The sequence below is a fragment of the Pseudomonas corni genome (assembly GCF_057128765.1).
Map to the genome: position 1 here is coordinate 1 of NZ_JBSKHW010000001.1, position 20188 is coordinate 20188.

Below are 20188 nucleotides of genomic sequence, written 5' to 3' on the forward strand. Positions count from 1 at the left end.
CATCGTCAAGATTAAATTCCGAAACCCCTCATCGCTTACGCGGTGAGGGGTTTTGTTTTGGGCGCTCGGTAAATACTGATCGACGCAAGCCTCCATCAATCACAGCCCAGAAAACCACCTCCAAGGGGTACACTTCGCCCCAAGAATCTATTGGCGAAGGAGCAGTCATGCCAGCTACATCCGATCTCAACGCCGGTTTCATGGTGGTACATGGCAATCGGCTGGATGAACTGCGCGGATTGGTTGTCTATTGGATGCAGCGCTATCCACTAGCCCCATTAGAAAACGAAGTTGCCCTGGTGCAAAGCAACGGGATTGCCCAATGGCTCAAAATGGCATTGGCTGAAGACGCTGCCGAGGACGACCAAGGTGGATGCGGCATCGCCGCAGCAGTCGATGTGCAACTGCCGGGCAGCTTCATGTGGCAGCTTTACCGGTTGGTGTTGGGACGCGAGGAAATCCCCCTCACCTCGTTGCTCGATAAGGCGCCTCTGACTTGGCGTTTAATGCGCCTGCTCCCCGCTCTTATCAACCAGCCTCATTTCGAACCCCTGCAGCGCTTCCTGACAGCAGACACTGACCTGCGCAAACGCTATCAATTGTCCGAACGTCTCGCCGACCTCTTTGACCAGTATCAGGTGTACCGCGCTGACTGGCTGGAAGACTGGGCAGCAGGTCGTCATCAGTTAAAAAGTGCTCGTGGTGATGCCAAGCCGTTAAAGCCGGAAAACTGCTGGCAAGCCGAACTATGGCGTGCATTGTTGTTAGATGTCGGCGCAGAAGGAATGGCGCAAAGTCGGGCAGGCGTGCATCAGCGTTTCATCGAGCGCATTAAAACGATGACGGAGGCACCGCCAGGACTACCTGCGCGCGTCATTGTCTTTGGCATCTCATCGCTGCCCGCCCAAGCGCTGGAGGCCCTCGCTGGTCTGGCCAAGTTCAGTCAGGTTTTGTTGTGCGTCCACAATCCATGCCGGCACCACTGGGCCGACATCGTCGCTGACAAAGACCTGCTGCGACATGAGTACAAACGCCAATCACGCAAACCTGGCATGCCGGTTGTGTTAAACCCCGACGCCCTGCATCAACACGCCCATCCCTTGCTGGCCGCATGGGGGAAACAGGGCCGTGACTACATTAATCTGCTCGACAGCCATGATGACCCCAACGACTACCGCGCCGCGTTCAGGGATGGACGGATCGATCTGTTCAGCGAAAACGATCCGCAAACCCTGCTCAACCAACTGCAAGACGACATCCTTGAACTGCGCCCACTCAGCGAGACTCGCGAAATATGGCCAGCTGTCATTCCTGCACAAGATCGCTCGATCCGCTTTCACGTTGCTCACAGCGCTCAGCGTGAAGTTGAAGTCTTGCACGATCAATTGCTCGTGCGCTTCCATCAGGACCCGGATCTAAGACCCCGTGACATCATCGTCATGGTCCCCGATATCGACAGCTACGCGCCGCACATTCGCGCCGTATTTGGGCAGCTAGAACGTGATGACCGACGCTTCATTCCCTTCACGCTGGCAGACCAAGGGCAGCGCGGGCGTGAACCGCTGCTTATCGCAGTCGAACACCTGCTGAAGCTCCCCGACAGCCGCTTTCCCGTCAGTGAAATTCTGGACCTGTTGGACGTCCCCGCGCTGAGAGCGCGCTTTGGCATCAATGAGCGGGACCTGCCCACTTTGCACCGCTGGATCGAAGGCGCCGGTGTCCGCTGGGGGCTCGATGCACAGCAGCGCGCGGGCCTTGGGCTTCCTGAATCTCTCGAGCAAAACAGCTGGCACTTCGGACTGCGGCGCATGCTGCTGGGATATGCCGTAGGGGCCGGAGCGGCTTACGACGGCATTGAGCCGTACGACGAAATCGGCGGCCTTGATGCCGCGCTGATAGGCCCACTGGTGTCGCTGATCGACGCGTTACAGGTGGCGCACAACGAGCTGTCGCAGCCCGACGAACCGCAGGTATGGGGCAACCGCCTGCAAGCGATCATGCAGCTGTTTTTCCTCGCCGACAGTGAGCACGACGACTACCTGCTGGGCCAATTGGAGACCCTGCGCGAGACGTGGCTGGAAACCTGCGAATCAGTCGGTTTGCATGAAGTGCTGCCACTGACCGTGGTCCGTGAAGCGTGGCTTGCAGGCCTTGATCAAGGGCGTCTGTCGCAGCGCTTCCTTGCAGGCTCGGTAAACTTCTGTACGCTGATGCCGATGCGTGCCATCCCATTCAAAGTCGTCTGCCTGTTGGGCATGAACGATGGCGATTACCCGCGCGCTCAACCGCCTCTGGATTTCGACTTGATGGGAAGCGATTACCGTCCTGGCGATAGATCCCGTCGCGAAGATGACCGCTACCTTCTGCTCGAAGCGTTGCTGTCTGCACGCGATCAGCTTTACATCAGTTGGGTGGGCCGCAGCATTCGCGACAATTCCGAACGTCCGGCATCGGTGCTGATCGGTCAATTGCGCGATCACCTGTCCAGCGGCTGGAAACTGGTGGACGCAGCTAAGCCTGAAGACGACAAAAAGCGTGATCCTGGTCAGCAGTTGTTACACAAGTTGACCCTTGAACACCCACTGCAACCCTTCAGCGCCAAGTACTTTCACGAGAGCCCGGAGTACTTCAGCTTCGCTCGCGAATGGCAGGTGTTGCATGAGGCCGCCGCTGTAACACCAGAACAATTACAGCTCGCACAACACCAGCAAGAAGAGCCGCTGAGCCTTATGCAGCTGCAGGATTTCTTGCGCAATCCGGTCAAACATTTTTTTAGCCAGCGTCTGAAGATCTTCTTCGAAGTCGCCGAAGCGCCTTTGGCTGATGAAGAACCCTTCGTCCTTGATGCGCTTGAGCGTTACGGCCTGAGCGATAGCCTGCTGCAAGCGGCGCTGACTCAGCCTGATCAGGTCGAAGTCGCGCTTCATGCTCAGGCCATCCGTTTGCAGGACAGTGGCTTGCTGCCAATGGCGGGGTTCGGAACCAGCCTTCAGGCTGAACTTATCGAGCCATTGCCCGACCTGATTCAGCGCTACCACTCACTGCTGATTCGTTGGCCCGAACGCTTGCACAGCGCGTTGCCAGTCACTTATCAACACCAAGGCATTGAGTTCGACGGCTGGGTGGACGGCCTGTACCAAAACGCCTCCCATCAACTGCTGTCGATCACCGCGATCCCCAACTCTATAGGCGGCAAGAAAACCCGCAAATGGCATCGGCTGACCCGCCCCTGGGTCAATCATCTGGTGGCTTGCGCTTGCGATCTTTCGCTCACGACTGCGCTGGTCGCCAGCGATGAAACGCTGTTATTAGCCCCCTTGGAAAAAGACCAGGCAGCGCAGGCGCTCAATGATTTGCTGCTTGCCTGGCAGCTCGGGATGCAGCGTCCGTTGCCCGTCGCAGTCAAGACAGCCTTCGCCTGGCTCGGTCAGATCGACGAAACAAAAGCTGAGGCCGCCGCGCGCAAGGCGTACGAAGGTGACGGCCAGACCACCGACGGCGAGCGCCGAGAAAGCACCGCGCTGGCCCGGCAGTTTCCCGACTTCAACGCACTGCTCGATAGCGAAGAGTTCGTCGGCTGGTGTGACGCGCTGTACAAACCTATTTTCGACGCGCCTTGGCAATCGCTGTCCAGCGAAGAGGCGGGAGCATGAACATTCAGACCCAAAAACCATTGGCTCTGAGCTTTCCGCTCAAGGGCAGCCAGCTGATCGAAGCCAGCGCAGGCACTGGTAAAACTTTCACCATTTCTGCTTTGTACCTGCGGCTGGTTTTGGGTCATGGTGGCGAGTTGTCAGGCTTTGGCCGCGAACTGCTGCCACCACAAATCCTGGTGGTGACCTTCACCGACGCCGCGACCAAGGAGCTGCGCGATCGTATACGCACGCGTCTGGCGGAAGCTGCGCGGTTCTTCCGAGAGGAGATCCAGGCGACGGACGCACTCATCGCTGATCTGCGAAACGAGTTCGAACCCGAGCAGTGGGCTGCCTGTGCAAGCCGGCTGGACATCGCCGCGCAGTGGATGGACGAGGCTGCGGTTTCGACAATTCATAGCTGGTGTCAGCGCATGCTGCGTGAGCACGCCTTCGACAGCGGCAGTCTGTTCACCCAGACCCTGGAAACGGACCACAGCGATTTGCTCAGTGAAGTGCTGCGCGATTACTGGCGCAAGTTCTGTTACCCCATGAGCGGCGACGCGCTGGACTGGGTGCGAGCCAACTGGGGCGGACCGGCGGCGCTCTTACCGCGAGTACGAGCCCTGTTCGGCAGCGACAGACCTGCCGTCACACAGAGCCCGACTCAGGTGATCGAGCAGTCGATACATGAGCGTCGCGAAGCGCTGAAAGTGCTGAAAGCGCCTTGGGCCAATTGGGCAGCCGAGCTGCACGCAATTTGCATCGATGGCGTGCAGTGCAAGGTCGTCGACGGTCGCAAGATGCAGGAGCGCTATTTCAGGCCGTGGTTCGACAAGCTCATTGCCTGGGCCAACGATGAAGATCAGGAGCAGCTCGACCTCGGCACTGGCTTCACCCGCCTTACCCCCGACGGCATCGCCGAAGCGTGGAAAAGCAACCCGCCATCACACCCTGCGTTTGAAGCAATGGTCGAGCTCAAAGTGGCGCTGGACACGCTGCCTACGCCAGACGCTGCGGTGCTTGAACACGCGGCGCAATGGGTTGGTGCGCGCTTTGAGGAAGAGAAACGCCGTCGCGCGGAAATGGGCTTCGATGACATGTTGCTGCGTCTGGACGCGGCCCTGCGAGGAAGCGGGGGCGAGAGACTGGCGACGCTCATTCGTGAGCAATTCCCCGTCGCGCTAATCGATGAGTTCCAGGACACGGACCCTGTGCAGTACCGGATTTTCGACAGCATTTACCAGCTTGAACTCAGTAACGAAGAGACAGGCCTGTTTCTGATCGGTGACCCCAAACAGGCGATCTATGCCTTTCGTGGCGCCGACATTTACACCTATCTGCGCGCACGTGCGGCCACCGAAGGTCGCTGGCACACGCTGGACACCAACTTCCGCTCCAGTCACGCGATGGTCGAGGCGGTGAACCATGTATTCGCCCGTGCCGAAACCAGCGCGACTGGGCGTGGCGCGTTCCTGTTCCGTAACGCAGACAGCAACCCGGTGCCCTTTGTCTCGGTAGCGGCACAAGGGCGAAAAGAGCACTTCCAGATTGACGGCACGGTCGCGCCCGCGCTGACTGTCTGGCAGCTGGAAACGGATCAGCCGGTGTCTGGCACCGCTTACCGTCAGCAGTTGGCGGCCAGTTGTGCGAGCGAGATTTCGCGACTGCTGAACGCTGGCCAACGGGGGCGCGCAGGGTTCGCTAAATCAGGCGAACCGCTGCAAGGCCTGGTGCCTGCCGACATCGCCGTTCTGGTACGCGACGGCAAGGAAGCGCAGGCAGTTCGTGCTGAAATGTCGGCGCGCGGAATACGCAGCGTTTATTTGTCGGACAAGGATTCCGTGTTCGCCGCCCAAGAGGCACATGACCTGCTCGCCTGGCTCAAAGCCTGCGCCGAACCTGACGCCGAGCGCACGCTGCGCGCCGCCCTGGCCTGCATCACGCTGGACTTGCCACTGACCGAGCTTGAACTGCTCAATCAGGACGAATTGGCGTGGGAAACCCGGGTCATGCAGTTCCGTGGCTATCGCGCGATCTGGCGCAGCCAAGGGGTGCTGCCGATGCTGCGGCGCTTGCTGCACGACTTCAAACTGCCGCAGTCGCTGATCCAGCGCAGCGACGGCGAACGCGTGCTGACCAACCTCCTGCACCTGTCCGAATTGATGCAACAAGCCGCCGCTGAGCTTGACGGTGAACAAGCGCTGATTCGTCATTTGAGCGAGCACCTGGCGTTGTCCGGGCAAGCGGGCGAAGAGCAAATCCTGCGTCTGGAAAGCGATGAACAACTGGTCAAAGTGGTGACGATCCACAAGTCCAAGGGCTTGGAATATCCATTGGTATTCCTGCCGTTCATTTGCTCGTCGAAGCCGGTGGATGGCAGCCGTTTGCCGCTGCACTTTCACGACCAGCACGGCCGTGCGCAGATCAGTTTGAAACCTACCGCTGCGCTGATTGAGCAGGCGGACGATGAGCGCCTGGCCGAAGATCTACGCCTGCTGTACGTGGCGTTGACCCGGGCCAGACACGCTTGTTGGCTCGGCGTCGCCGACCTCAAACGCGGCAATAGCAGCAGCTCGATCCTGCATCGCTCAGCGCTGGGTTATTTGCTTGGTAGCGGGACGTTATTGACCGAATCCACCGGGTTGAAAGTCTGGCTGCAAGCACTGATCGAAGGTGCGGCGTCGCTGTGCGTTGAGCGTGTGCCGGAGCCGACCGGTGAGACATTTGTCCCGCCCCGGAACGAAGCGGCATTGGTCAAGCCCCGCATGCCTCGACGCAGCGCCAAAGAGAACTGGTGGATTGCGTCCTATAGCGCGTTGCGCATCGGCGACACCATTACCGACAGCGGCGATCAGTCCCCTGACAGCCCCCAGGCGCAGAAACTGTTCGACGACGAACGTCTGGATCCGGAGGCGCCGCGCGAGGTGCTGGTCAGCGGTGGAGATATCCACCGATTCCCGCGCGGCCCGAACCCCGGCACCTTCCTGCATGGCTTGCTGGAATGGGCGGGCGGTGAGGGGTTTTCTCTCGTCGCTCATGATCCGAAAGCGCTGGAAAACGCGGTCGCCAGACGCTGCAATCGACGTGGCTGGGAAGGGTGGATTGTCACCTTGAGCGATTGGTTGCAGCACCTGCTGACATTGCCATTGCGGCTTGCCGAGGGTGATGAGCCGGTCGCTTTGAGTGACCTCGATCAGCCCAATCAGTATCGCGTCGAGATGGAGTTCTGGTTTGCCAGTCATAAGGTCGACGTCGCGCAAATGGACGCGCTTGTTCGCCGCTACACCCACAACGGCGCGCCTCGCGCTGCAGCGCAAACCCATTCACTAAACGGCATGTTCAAGGGCTTCATCGACCTGACGTTCGAGCATCAAGGTCGGTACTACGTGGCCGATTACAAGTCCAACTGGCTGGGCGTGGATGACGACGCTTACACCGAGCACGCCATGGAGGCCACGATCCTCGATAACCGCTACGACCTGCAATATGTGCTGTACCTACTCGCGCTGCACCGCCAACTAAAAGCGCGTCTGGCCGATTATGATTACGACCAGCACATGGGCGGCGCGCTGTATCTGTTCGTGCGTGGTAGCCGTTCGGCCAGCCAGGGCGCCTGGTTTACCCGGCCGCCCCGGGCTCTGATTGAAAGTCTCGACCTGCTGTTTCAGGGGCGGGCGTTGATCCAGGAAGACGTGTCGTCAGGAGACTTCGCATGAGCCGTACTTTCGACCAATTGCTGCCCACGCCGCTGGACGCCCAAAGCCTGATCGACCTCAGGCCCCTCGCCAATGTCGATGACCTGCTGTTGTTGCTTGCGCGCTGGGTTGAGCGTGGCTGGCTGCGCGCGCTGGATAAAGCGTTCGTGGCGTTTCTCAGCGAACTGGACCCGGCGGCGGACTCATTGGTGCTATTGGCGGCGGCTTTGACCAGTCACCAGTTGGGTCATGGTCATGTCTGTCTGGATCTGTACGAAACCCTGAAAGAGCCGGACTTCGCCTTGTCGCTCCCTCCCGAAGGTGATGCGCAGAGTGGGCCAATGTTGCTGCCGTCGCAGTTGCTCGTTGCTCTCGACGGCGCTGCGTGGTGTCAGGCATTGGCAGGCAGCCCGTTGGTGGCTCAGGCCAGCGATGGGAGTGAGGCTGCGTCACGTAAACCATTGGTGCTGTCTGATCGGCGTTTGTATTTGCGCCGTTACTGGACTTACGAGCGGCGCATTGATGCCGCGCTGAACCTGCGCCTGAATCAGGCCGAGGCGGCGCCTGCTGATCTGGCCCAGCGGCTCGATGCGCTGTTCGGCCCGGCCAGCACTGCGCCTGATGCGCTGATCGACTGGCAAAAACTGGCCTGCGCCATCGCGACACGCGGCGCCTTCAGCATCATCACCGGCGGGCCCGGCACCGGCAAAACCACCACCGTTGTGCGCCTGTTGGCATTGTTGCAATCACCCGCTGTTGAGCAAGGCAAGCCGCTGCGCATCCGTTTGGCGGCCCCCACCGGTAAAGCCGCCGCGCGCCTGACCGAATCCATTAGCCACCAAGTGCAATCGTTGGAAGTGCCTGAAGCGGTGCGGCAAAAAATCCCGAGCGACGTCACCACAGTGCATCGATTACTGGGAAGTCGTCCCGGTACGCGTCACTTCCGTCATCACGCGGGCAATCCGTTGCCGCTGGACGTGTTGGTGGTCGACGAAGCCTCGATGATCGACCTGGAGATGATGGCCAATCTGCTGGATGCACTGCCGCCTCACGCACGCATGATTTTGCTGGGTGACAAGGATCAACTGGCTTCGGTGGAAGCAGGCGCCGTGCTTGGGGATTTGTGTCGCGATGCCGAGGCCGGTATGTACAGCCCGCATACTCAAGCGTGGCTGGAGTCGATCAGCGGTGAGGATTTAAGCAATAGCGGCCTGACTCAAGGCAGTGACGCGCAATATCCCTTGGCGCAACAAGTGGTGATGCTGCGTCATTCCCGACGCTTCGTGCAGGGCAGCGGCATTGGGCAACTGGCCAGGCTGGTTAATCAGCAGCAGGACCATCAGGCCCGCGCGTTGTTGGCTGGCGGGACCTATAAGGATCTATTTTCCCTTGCGCTCAAGGGTGAGCAGGACCGAGGGTTCACGCGGCTTTTGCTCGATGGTCATGGCGACGGCCCTCAGGGTTATCGGCATTATCTGGGCGTGCTCGCGTCCCTGCGTCCTGGCGCGCTTGCGCCGGTTGAAGACCCGAGCTGGACCGCATGGGCCCGTGCGGTGCTCGGCGCATTCGACGAGTTCCAGCTGTTATGCGCCGTGCGTAAGGGGCCCTGGGGTGTGGAAGGCCTGAATCAACGCATCACCCGGACGTTGTTTGAAGCGCAGTTAATCGAGAGCGATCAGCAGTGGTATGAAGGCCGTCCGGTGCTGATGACGCGCAACGACTACGGGCTGGGCCTGATGAACGGCGACATCGGCATCGCGCTGCGCTTGCCCGAGGGTGCGCCGGAGGAACAGCGCCAGGCCTTGCGCGTGGCCTTCCCGCGTAACGACGGCAACGGTGGTGTTCGCTTCGTATTGCCCAGCCGGTTGAATGACGTGGAAACCGTGTACGCCATGACGGTCCATAAATCCCAAGGCTCGGAGTTTGCGCACACCGCGCTGATCCTCCCCGAAGCGCTGAATCCGGTGCTGACTAAGGAGCTGATCTACACCGGTATTACCCGCGCGAAAAACTGGTTTAGCCTGATCGAGCCAAGGCAGGGAGTTTTTGAGGAAGCGCTGCGGCGCAAGGTGAAGCGGCTGAGTGGGTTGATGCTGGATTTGTGATGTCCGCAAACCCGTTTCGGCGAGGTTTGCACTGTTCAGTTGGAGGATTTGGGGCCGCTGCGCAGCCCATCGTCGGCAAGCCGGACTCCTACGCCCTTCGGGCAGAGGCGGCATCGCGGTGCGCACAAACCCTGTTGGAGGGAGGCTTGCCCGCGAAGCTTTTGATTCTGCCCGGAGGGCGTAGGAGCGTCGCTTGCTCTGGGCCGCATCCGGACGATCTAGCGCGAAGCGGCAGCGAAACCTGAGAGCACGGTATGTCTGATGTACAAGGTGCCAGGTTTCGGGGCCGCTGCGCAGCCCATCGTCGGCAAGCCGGACTCCTACGCCCTTCGGGCAGAAGCGGCATCGCGGTGCGCACAAACCCTGTTGGAGCGAGGCTTGCCCGCGAAGCTTTTGATTCTGCCCGGAGGGCGTAGGAGCGTCGCTTGCTCTGGGCCGCATCCGGACGATCTGGCGCGAAGCGGCAGCAAAACCTGAGAACACGGTAAGCCAGATGCACCGAGGTGCCAGGATTTGGGGCCGCTGCGCAGCCCATCGTCGGCAAGCCGGACTCCTACGCCCTCCGGGCAGAAGCGGCATCGCGGTGCGCTCCAACCAAGGGAAATCACACGCCCATAAACTTCTTGATCCGTTCGCCACTCTGCGCCGCGCGGATCACTTCGGGGGAGGCATCCAGCTGCACCACGCCGTTCTCCATAAAGATCACCCGGTCGGAAATCGACATCGCAAAATCCATCTCATGGGTGACGATCAGCATGGTCATGCCTTCTTTGGCCAGGTCGCCGATCACCTTGAGCACATCGCCCACCAGCTCCGGGTCGAGCGCTGATGTTGGCTCGTCGAACAACATAATCTGCGGGTCCATTGCCAGCGCCCGGGCGATGGCGACACGCTGCTGCTGACCACCCGACAATTGGTGCGGATATTTCAGCGCGTGAGCCAGCAGGCCGACCTTGTCCAGCAAGGCGTAGGCGCGTTGCTCGCTGATGGCTTTATCGCGGCCGTGGTACCGCGGCGCGAGGGTCACGTTGTCGAGAATGGTGCGGTGGGGGAACAGATTGAAGTTTTGAAACACCATGCCAATGCGCTGCACGCCCTTGCGGATCTGCGGCGCATTCGGGCTGTCTCCGGCGTGAATGAAGCCTTCGCCGAACAGAATGATCTCGCCCTTATCGATGGTTTCCAGGCTGTTCACGGTACGAATCAACGAGGTCTTGCCCGAGCCAGACGGCCCGATAATGGAAATCACCTGACCGACGTTCACGTCCAGATTGATGCCCTTGAGCACTTCGTGTTGGCCATAGCTCTTGTGGATGTTCAGCAATTGCAGCGCAGGCGCCGAGCCTGGGCCGGAATCCGCGCGATTGCCCGCTGATGCCTGCTCCACCAGCGTCGAGCGCAAGCGTTGCAGGCTCACATCATCCAGCGTCTGCGGCTTACGATTATTCAGTTCCAAGTGCTGTTCCAACCAATGAAACAACCAGCCGAAGACCGTCACGATCAGGACGTAATACACCGCCACGGCCGACAGGGTTTCCATCACCAGGAAGTTCTGCGCGTACAGCCGCTGGCCCACGGTCAGCAGCTCGGTCAGGGAAATGACCGAGATCAGCGAAGTGAGCTTCACCACAGTGATGTATTCGTTGATCAGCGTGGGCAGAGAAATCCGAAACGCTTGTGGGATAACGATTAACCGCTGCAAGCCGATCAGACCGATACCCAGCGCGCGCCCGGCTTCCTTTTGGCCTTTGGCAACGGAAATCAAACCGCCCCGGTGAATCTCCGCCATGTACGCAGCTTCCGTGACGACCAGCGCCAACAGACCGGAATAGAAGGGGTTGGACAGCACTTCGCGGGTAAACGGAAACATCTGCGGCAGGTTGTAGACGAACACCACCAACACCAGCAGCGGGACGCTACGGAAGAACCAGATATAAATCGACGCCGGGATGCTGATCCAGCGTGTGGTCGAGAGCTTGGCCGAGGCCAGCAGGAAACCCAACAGCATGCCGATGAACCAGGCCAGCCCGCTGAGCTCGATCACCGTGATGCACGATTCCCAGAAGTCCGAGACCGAAAACAGAGAAAAAAAGTAAGACCATTCGAATTGCATGTACACCTCAAGCTACCAGCCTGGACCGGATCAATACCTGTAGGAGCGCGCTTGCCCGCGATAGATGTAACAGACGATAGATATGTATCGAATGTACCGACGCCATCGCGGGCAAGCGCGCTCCTACAAGGGCAAACCGTCTGGTTTATTAGTTAGCCGGCTCTTCCAGGTTGTATTTCTTCAACAGCGCAGCGTATTCACCGGACTTCTTGGTTTCGTCGAAGGCTTTGAGCAGCGCCTGATACAGCTCGTCGTTGCCCTTCTTCACGTAGATGCCCAGGGTTTGCTGATAGATCGAGTGCTCGGTGCTGACCACCACGCGGCCTTTGGTGCGCTCGGCGATCATGCCGGCGGCGCCGTCGATTTCCACTTGAGCCTGGACGTTGCCCGACAGCAGCGCCTGGGTCACTTCAGGCGCGGACGGGAACTCGCTGACCGAAATTGCGCCCTTGTTGTTCGGGATGCAGTAGTCGGTCGACAGCTTGTTGAACTGCGCCACCCAAGTTGTGCCCTTTTCCAGGCCGACTTTCAGGCCACACAAGTCTTCGGGCACCTTGGGTTTGATCGTGCTGTCCTTGAGCACCATGATCGCCGCGCCAGTCTTGGCGTACGCGATGGTCTGCGCCTGGGTCTGGCGCTCAGGGGTGATGTACATGCCCGAGATGATCGCGTCGTAATGCCCGGCGTTCAGGCTGAGAATCAGGCTGGAGAACTTGGTGTCGACGAACTCAGCCTTGAGGTCCATGTGCTTGGCGAGCATGCGCGATAAGTCCGGGTCGGAGCCCACCACGTTTTTCTTCTCGTCATAGGATTCGAACGGCGGATATGTAATCTCCATGCCGACTTTGAACTGGCCAGGAGTCACAGTCGAAGCAGCCTGAGCCGCCGCGGCGCTTAACAAAGAGCCGCCGAGGACGGCAGCGGCAAGCACGGTCAAGCGGACAGCTGAGTTCATTTTGTTGCGCATCGTCGATGACTCCACGTCAGGAAGGAAAGGCACGGCTGGTGATAGGGCGTTGTCGTTAAACGGCATCAAGACGCTTCCTGCGTCTGGTTTTTCAAGTGGCCGAAGCTCGAGGGCTTGCGCGCCTTTTCGTATAGCTTGATCTCACCGGCTTCGATCTTGCGGCGCAGGTACTGATAGGTCTGCAGAGCTTGGCCAAACATGTGTTCGCCGATGGTGATCTCTTCGTAATCCTTGCCCGCTTGCGCAAACTGCGGCAGCGGCTTGATCTGAGTGTGGAAATCGCAGGCATAAAACAGCGGGAAGGAATAACGCTCCTCGCTCACCGTGCGCACCCGATGAGCCGTAGCAACGAACGTACCAGCGGTCATCACCTCCAGCATGTCGCCAATGTTCACGACAAATGCGCCTTCCACGGGCGGTGCGTCAATCCACTGGCCCTGATCATTCATCACCTCAAGGCCAGGCTTGTCGGCGAGCAACATTGTGAAGCACTCATAGTCCGTGTGCGCACCAATACCGGGCGCGTCCTGCGCGGCGCCATCAAACGGGTAATGAATCAGCCGCAACTTCGAAGGGGGACGCGTGACCAGTGCCTCGAAATAGCCCTCTTCCAGGCCCAATGCCAGTGCGAAGCCATCGAACAGGCGGCGACCTAGTGCAAAGACGGCTGCGTAGTAGGCCTCTACAGCGGGGCGGAACCCCGGCAGATCAGGCCATTCGTTGGCGCCGATCAGTGGCGTTTTCGCAATTACCAGCGGGTCTTCGTCGCCCACCTCAAAGCCGATATCGAACGCCTCTTTATGGTCCGGTTTGCCCTTGGCGTAGACCTCTTCGCCTTCCGGCACGAAGCCTTTGTGGCTGCGCGAAGTACCGATGTAGTGCTGCATCTTGTAGTCGAGCGACTGCGCGAAAAGATCCTTGGCCGCCTGACGCAAGCCATCGATCAACGCCGGATCGATGCCGTGATTTTTCACGTACAGAAAGCCGACTTCTCGGGCGGCCTTGCCCAGTTCATCAGCGACCGCTTGACGCTGTTCGATCTCGGCGCTGAACAGGCCAGCGATATCCACGACTGGAATGCTGTTGAAGTTGGCGACCCCGGCGGGCTTGGTTTGAATTGGATCAGGCATGACGAAACGCTCCTTATCGGCTTGTTGTATGGGTGAAGCGCTGAAAATGTTCGCGTTGGGCTTTCGCCATCCACACGTTCAGCGACCAAAGATCGGCCACCGGGACGTTGGTGAAGGGCAAGCGATGCAGATAGCCGTCGGCGCCGAATTCCGGGGTCAAGGTGCTGACCTGATATCCGCGCGCTTCTTGCGAGCGCCAGATCGCTTCCCAGTGCTGCTGATGGAAGTCCAGTTCTTTGGCGTACTCGGGGGCGGCGGGGTGCGGGACTTGCGGGCCCTGGTCGTAACCGACGCGGGCCTGAATGTGATGCACGCGCTCGACAAAGGCGCCCAGATCGTCTTCGGGGTCATTGAGCAAGCGCTCGCACGTCACGATCCAGTGGCTGATGTCGCTGGTGAAACGCAGGTCGGGCAGTTGGCGAATCAGCTCCAGCGTCACCCACGGATTGAACAGCGAGCGCGCTCGATGGGATTCGAAAGTGACCATCTGCCCGTGCTTGCGGGCGACGTCCATGGCACGACCGAAAAAATCCACCTGTTGCGCCAATTGCCAACGATCGTTGCCGGCCAGCAGGTTGACGAAGCGCGGAGACAATTCTGCGGCCCAGCCCAGCTTTTTATCCAGGTCCGTCAGGTGTTCATCGACCGTTGCCGACTGCTCGGGCAGCACATCGTAGGCGGTGAACACCGTGCTGATGTAGCCGACGTCGTTGGCGCGCAGGAACGCGGCAAATTCGGCACGCTCACTGGCGGCCATAGGCATGCGGGCTTCCATGCCGTCGAAACCGGCTTCCAGTAACTCATCGAGTGCGCAAGCCTTGCTCGCGGTATAGCCCCACAGCGTGCGGAAAATTTCCAGTTTCATCGATCGACCCCAAAGATTCCTGTGGACAGCTGACACGGCTCCGCCGCGGCGCAAACCGAAACGGGTAACAAACGGCAGTGACAATCTGAAAAGGCAATCTTTGGGCCGTGTCTCTGTGGACGGGCTCCTTTATTGGAGCCGATCTTAGGGGCGGGCGACGAGCGGGAAGAATAGGAATCCTCAAATGCATAGTTCAGAGATTTCAAAACATTTAAAAATGTTTCAAAAAGCGCACCACCGCTCGCGAGCACAAAGGTACTATCTTTTTCTTAAGCAACTCTCGACGATCCAGTGAAGGCTGCCAGCCCTCTGTTCAGAGCGTTTGGGCAGCAATTAAGCCGACAATTCTTATATAAGTCCGACGGCAATGTCCCGGCGGGCAAGCAATCGAATAGTACCGACACCGCTGTGGACCAGCATCGCCAAGGCGATGAATCAGCGGCAACCGTGATGAATGCCAGAGGCTTCTTGATGCAAAAATTACTGATCAATGGTCAGGACCATGACGTGGATGTCGCCGACGACATGCCGCTGTTGTGGGTCCTGCGCGATGTGCTGGGCATGACTGGCACCAAATATGGCTGCGGCATTGCGCAGTGCGGCGTTTGTACGGTGCATCTGGACGGCCAGGCCGTGCGCTCCTGCGTATTGCCAGTGAGTGCGGTGGCGGGACGCAAAGTCACCACCATTGAAGCCGTTGCCCAATTGCCGGTCGGCCAGGAAGTGCAAAGAGCCTGGCTGGAACACGAGGTCGTGCAATGCGGTTACTGCCAGCCGGGCCAGATTATGTCCGCCGTGGCACTTTTGCAGGCCCACCCTGACGCCAACGACGAGCAGATCACCACCGCCATGGCGGGGAATCTGTGCCGCTGCGCAACCTACACGCGCATTCGTGCTGCCATCAAAAGCGTCAGCAAGGCCTGAGGAAGTGACCATGACTAATACCAATCGATCGACCGTGTCGGTGTCGCGGCGCGGATTGCTTAAGGGCGGCGCGCTGTCTTTGGGCGGATTGCTGATCAGTGCCTGGTTGCCGCCGTTGGTGACCCGCAGTTTTGCCGCCGAAACCGTCAGCGCAGCGCGTCTGGGTGATGCTGCGTCCCCCGGCTTTGGCGCTTTTGTGCGCGTAGGCCGCGACGGTCGAGTGACGGTGATCTCGCCGAAAATCGAGATGGGCCAGGGCGTGCAGACCGGCATCGCGATGATGGTGGCTGAAGAGCTGGAAGTGCCTCTGAGCCAAGTGACGATCGAAGAAGCGCCGCCCAACGCTGACCTCTATACCGACAACTTGCTGCAGTTTCAGGCCACTGGCGGTTCGTCCTCGACGCGCTACACCTGGGAGCCACTGCGTCGTGCTGGCGCCAGCGCCCGTGTATTGCTGACTCAAGCCGCAGCCCTGCGCTGGAACGTCGCGCCGAGTCAGTGCCACGCCGAAAACGGCCAGATCATCGGGCCGAACGGGCAGAAGGCCGCGTACGGCGATTTGGTCGAAGCGGCTTCCGCGCTGCCGATTCCCAAGGATGTTCCGCTCAAGCTCATCGCAGATTTCAAACTGCTGGGCACCCCGGCACAACGTCTCGACACGCCGAACAAGGTCAATGGCTCGGCGCTGTTCACCATCGATCTCAAAATTCCGGACATGCTGATTGCGTCCTCACTGACCTGTCCGGTGGTGGGCGGCAAGTTGCGCAGTGTCAAGGACGAGGCCGCGCGTAAAGTGCCGGGCGTTCGTGACGTCGTGCGGCTGGACAACGCTGTTGCGGTAACAGCCACCAATTTCTGGTCCTGCCAACAGGCTCTCAAGGCGCTGGAAATCGAGTGGGACCTGGGTCCGCACGCAGGCATTGATTCGGCTCAGCTGGATCAGGCGTTGCTGGATGCCAGCTCCAAAGACGGCGTGTTCGCCAAGCAGACCGGCGACATCGCCGCTGCGCTGAAAAGCGCGCCAAGCCATTTCGAGGCGGTCTACCAGCAGCCGTTTTTGTCGCACTCGCCACTGGAACCAATGACCTGCGTGGCCCACGTGCGTCCTGACATGTGCGAACTGTGGGTCGGTTGCCAGGCGCCGGGCTTTGCGCAAATGGGTGCGGCGAAAATCAGCGGCATGCCGGTGGAGAAAGTAGTTATCCACAACCAGCTCATCGGCGGCGGTTTTGGCCGTCGTCTGGAGTCGGACTTCATCTTTCAGGCCGTGGACATTGCTCGCCAGCTCAGCTACCCGATCAAGCTGATCTGGAGCCGCGAAGAGGACATGACCCACGACAAATATCGTCCGCACTATGTCGACCGGATCAACGCAGCGCTGGACAAGGATTTGCGCCCGGTCGGTTGGGAGCACCGTATCGCTGGCGCTTCCGTGGTCGCCGCTTACCTCGGACAGTTACCCGAGAACGGCGTAGATGGCGATGCGGTCGAGGTAGCGATTGACCCGATCTACGCGCTGAACAGCCTGCAAGTGCGCTATATCCGCCAGGACCCGGAAGCGATTCCGGTCTCTTGGTGGCGTGGTGTGGGCCCATTGCGCAGCACCTACGCGATCGAATCTTTCATCGATGAGCTGGCGCACAACGCCAAGGCTGATCCGGTGGAGTACCGCCTGAGCCTGATGCAAGCGCAGCCCCGTGCGCGAGCTGTGTTGCAAAAGGCGGCCGAATTGGCCGACTGGAAAACTCCACTGCCCAAGGGGCAGGGGCGCGGTGTCGCGGTCAGCGCAGTGTTCGGCAGCTTTGTCGCCACCGTAGTCGAGCTGGAAATGCAGGGGGAGAAGGGCTTTCGCATCAAGCGGTTGATTACAGTGGTCGATTGCGGCTTCGCCAATAATCCCACTTCGGTTGCCTCGCAGATGGAAGGGGGCACGCTGTTCGGGCTGTCGGCGGCACTGTTCAACGAAATCCTCGTTGAAAAAGGCCAAGTGGTGCAGAACAACTTCCACGCCTATCGGCAGATCCGCATGAGTGACGCGCCACCGGTTCAGGTACACCTGATGCCGAGCGTCGAAAGCCCCGGCGGTGTTGGCGAGACGGGTGCAGTGCCTGCCGCTGCGGCATTGGTGAACGCGTTGTACGCCGCGACCAATGTGCGTGAGCGCCGTTTGCCACTGAGCCGTTTCGGCTATTTCACTGTTTGAGGAGCGCAGTCATGAAAACGTTTAACTATGCGCTCGCTGTCGTGAGTGCCGCTTTTGCATTGTCGGTGCAGGCCGCCGACCCCGCCTTGATCAGCAAGGGCGAATACCTGACGCGCGCAGCCGATTGCGTCGCGTGTCACTTGGCGCCAGGTGGCAAACCCTACGCGGGCGGCCTGTCGTTCAAGCTGCCATTTGGCACGATCTATTCGCCCAACATCACGCCCGACAAAGACACCGGGATCGGCAACTGGACCGATGACGACTTCGTCAGCGCGCTGCAAAAAGGCGTTGGCAAGGACGGCAAGCACTACTACCCGGCGTTCCCGTACACGTCCTACACGCTGATGTCCCGCGAAGACATTCTGGCGATCAAGGCGTATCTATTCAGCCTGGAGCCGATCAACCAGAAGCCGCCCGAGAATGACTTGTCGTTCCCGTTCAATCAGCGTTGGGGGATGTTCTTCTGGAACGCGCTATTTGCTTCCAACGAGCGCTTCGTGCCGGACAGCAAACAGTCACAGGAATGGAACCGCGGGGCGTATCTGGTGCAAGGGCCGGGGCACTGTGGCGAATGTCACACCCCGCGCAATATCTTCCAGGCGATGAGCAAGGGCAATTCGCTTGCCGGTGGTGAATTGGGTAACTGGCGCGCCTACAACATCAGCTCCGACAACCAATACGGGATTGGCGCCTGGCCAGAGGAATCGCTGGTCAGCTACTTGAGCCAAGGTTATGCACCGGGTTACGGCGGGGCGGGCGGGCCTATGGCTGACGCGGTCGAGCACAGCTTGCGTTACCTGGACGCAGCCGACCTGAAGGCGATCGCTGTTTACCTCAAATCGACTCCTGCTCGCAGCGAAGGCATTGCCCGCCCAGCCGCAAAGATCAACGATCAAGCGAGCAGTCCGCTGGGCCACAAGCTCTTTGCTGACGCTTGCGCGTCTTGCCACCGTGCGGACGGCACTGGCAATCAATCACCGGTTGCGATGTTGATGGGGCTCAAAACGGTCAACGACCCGAAGGGTACCAACCTGATCGCCACACTGCTGGAAGGCCACACGCCAACCGCCATGCGCGCTGACCAGCGCATGCCAAACTTTGCCCGTGCTTACAACGACACCGAGCTGGCTGCGGTCAGCACCTTCGTGTTGCGCCGGTTTGGACAGAGCAATGGTGAGGTCAAGCCGGCGGATGTGGCGAAGAATCGGGAGAATGCGTTGCACTGATCGTCACGCGATCGTAGGAGCGCGCTTGCCCGCGATTCAGGTAGTCATGCACCGAATGAGGTGACTGACACTGCCTCATCGCGGGCAAGCGCGCTCCTACAGGTTTAATGCTGTAGGAGCGAACTTGTTCGCGAGGCGTCAGATCAGGCCACGAACCGTCCGGCTAATCCAGAAACCCCATCACCTTGGTCTCCCCCAACAAAAACGCTTTGTTCTGATCCGTGCTTTCGCGGATGTAATCCCACAGCAACGTAATCCGCTTCAACTTCCTCAAATCCTCGCGACAGTACATCCAGAAATGCCGGGTGATGTTCACATCCGCCTCCAGCACCGGCAGCAGCCTTGAATCCTGCGCCGCCAGAAAACACGGCAAAATCGCCAGCGCCCGGCCCTGCAAAGCTGCTACGTACTGGGCGATGACGCTGGTGCTGCGCAGTGTCGCGTGGGCGCCGGGCAGCAAGTTGCTCAGGTATAGAAGCTCCGAGCTGAACGCCAGATCATCGACGTAACTGACGAAGGGATGATCGGCCAGATCCTCGACCCGTTTGATCGGCGCGTGGCTGTCGAGGTAGTCCTGGGTCGCATACAGCCGCAAGCTGTAATCGCACAATTTGCAGCACACATACGGGCCGTGCTCGGGGCGCTCCAACGCGATGACGATGTCCGCCTCGCGTTTGGACAGGCTGATGAAGTGCGGCAGTGGCAGGATGTCCACCGAAATGGCGGGGTAGGCGTCGGTGAAATGACTCAGCTGCGGCGTGATGAAGAAGCTGCCGAAACCTTCCGTGCAGCCCATGCGCACATGCCCTGACAAGGCCACTCCCGAACCGGAAACCTGTTCGCAGGCCATGTGCAGCGTGCTTTCGATGGACTCGGCAGACCCCAGCAAACGCTGACCTTCGGCGGTCAGGATAAAACCGTTATTGCGCGACTTCTCGAACAGCAATGTGCCCAGTGAAGTTTCCAGCGAATTGATGCGTCGGGACACAGTGGTGTAATCGACGCTCAGTTTTTTTGCGGCCGTGCTGGCTTTGCGGGTGCGGGCGACTTCGAGGAAAAACTTCAAATCGTCCCAGTTCAATGTGCTCAAGGACGTGATGTTTTTTTGCATGTTGGACCTGCTTTTATGTGCGTTCTTATTAGAAGTTTGCACATCTATACTCCAATGCGACCTGTGATCCAAACCAGACGTGTAGGAGCGCGCTTGCCCGCGATTGAGGTGTATCTGTGCCGAAGTCGTGTCTGACACGACGCAAATCGCGGGCAAGCGCGCTCCTACAGGGAATCGAAACAACCTGATAATCGAGCTCAACGCACCTAAAAAA

Annotated in this window: 11 protein-coding genes; 6 read left to right on the forward strand and 5 right to left on the reverse strand. The window is 59.5% G+C overall.

Annotation, left to right across the window (positions count from 1 at the left end; translation table 11 throughout):
- Nucleotides 1-167 precede the first annotated feature (167 nt).
- From recC to recD, 3 genes are read left to right on the forward strand one after another with little or no spacing between them, the layout of a single operon-like run.
- Nucleotides 168-3653 carry an exodeoxyribonuclease V subunit gamma gene (gene recC, locus ACWKV9_RS00005; protein WP_483834052.1) on the forward strand — a complete coding sequence of 1162 codons (3486 nt, stop codon included), beginning with the start codon at nt 168-170 and terminating at the stop codon, nt 3651-3653.
- Nucleotides 3650-7351, forward strand: a complete 3702-nt coding sequence (recB, locus tag ACWKV9_RS00010; RefSeq protein WP_483834053.1) for an exodeoxyribonuclease V subunit beta — start codon at nt 3650-3652, stop codon at nt 7349-7351. The genes recC and recB overlap by 4 nt, the downstream gene beginning before the upstream one ends.
- The gene (gene recD, locus ACWKV9_RS00015; protein ID WP_483834054.1) at nt 7348-9435 is read left to right on the forward strand and encodes an exodeoxyribonuclease V subunit alpha; all 2088 of its coding nucleotides are present in this window, start codon (nt 7348-7350) and stop codon (nt 9433-9435) included. The genes recB and recD overlap by 4 nt, the downstream gene beginning before the upstream one ends.
- A gap of 604 nt (nt 9436-10039) precedes the next feature.
- On the opposite strand, the gene ACWKV9_RS00020 is transcribed toward recD, so the two are convergent.
- The 4 genes from ACWKV9_RS00020 to ACWKV9_RS00035 form a co-directional block, all read right to left on the reverse strand.
- Nucleotides 10040-11548 carry an amino acid ABC transporter permease/ATP-binding protein gene (locus ACWKV9_RS00020; RefSeq protein ID WP_483834055.1) on the reverse strand — a complete coding sequence of 503 codons (1509 nt, stop codon included), beginning with the start codon at nt 11546-11548 and terminating at the stop codon, nt 10040-10042.
- A 148-nt stretch (nt 11549-11696) separates the two neighbouring features.
- Complete coding sequence (locus ACWKV9_RS00025) at nt 11697-12515, reverse strand: ABC transporter substrate-binding protein (RefSeq protein ID WP_483834056.1); 819 nt, start codon at nt 12513-12515, stop codon at nt 11697-11699.
- 65 nt (nt 12516-12580) lie between these two features.
- Nucleotides 12581-13645 (reverse strand): isopenicillin N synthase family dioxygenase, encoded by a 1065-nt coding sequence (locus ACWKV9_RS00030; RefSeq protein ID WP_483834057.1) that lies wholly within the window; start codon nt 13643-13645, stop codon nt 12581-12583.
- A gap of 13 nt (nt 13646-13658) precedes the next feature.
- Nucleotides 13659-14510: a sugar phosphate isomerase/epimerase family protein gene (locus ACWKV9_RS00035; protein WP_483834058.1), complete on the reverse strand. Its 852-nt coding sequence runs from the start codon at nt 14508-14510 to the stop codon at nt 13659-13661.
- 471 nt (nt 14511-14981) lie between these two features.
- Between ACWKV9_RS00035 and ACWKV9_RS00040 the strand changes: the two genes are divergently transcribed.
- The 3 genes from ACWKV9_RS00040 to ACWKV9_RS00050 are packed head-to-tail and all read left to right on the forward strand — an operon-like array spanning nt 14982 to nt 18863.
- Nucleotides 14982-15434, forward strand: coding sequence for a (2Fe-2S)-binding protein (locus ACWKV9_RS00040; RefSeq protein WP_483834059.1), 453 nt, complete (start codon nt 14982-14984; stop codon nt 15432-15434).
- Between the two features lie 10 nt (nt 15435-15444).
- Entirely contained in the window at nt 15445-17637 is a 2193-nt protein-coding gene (locus ACWKV9_RS00045) for a xanthine dehydrogenase family protein molybdopterin-binding subunit (RefSeq protein ID WP_483834060.1), read from the forward strand.
- A gap of 11 nt (nt 17638-17648) precedes the next feature.
- The gene (locus ACWKV9_RS00050; protein WP_483834061.1) at nt 17649-18863 is read left to right on the forward strand and encodes a cytochrome c; all 1215 of its coding nucleotides are present in this window, start codon (nt 17649-17651) and stop codon (nt 18861-18863) included.
- A 163-nt stretch (nt 18864-19026) separates the two neighbouring features.
- Here the strand turns inward: ACWKV9_RS00050 and ACWKV9_RS00055 are convergent, their stop codons facing one another.
- Nucleotides 19027-19974: a LysR family transcriptional regulator gene (locus ACWKV9_RS00055; protein WP_483834062.1), complete on the reverse strand. Its 948-nt coding sequence runs from the start codon at nt 19972-19974 to the stop codon at nt 19027-19029.
- Nucleotides 19975-20188 lie beyond the last annotated feature (214 nt).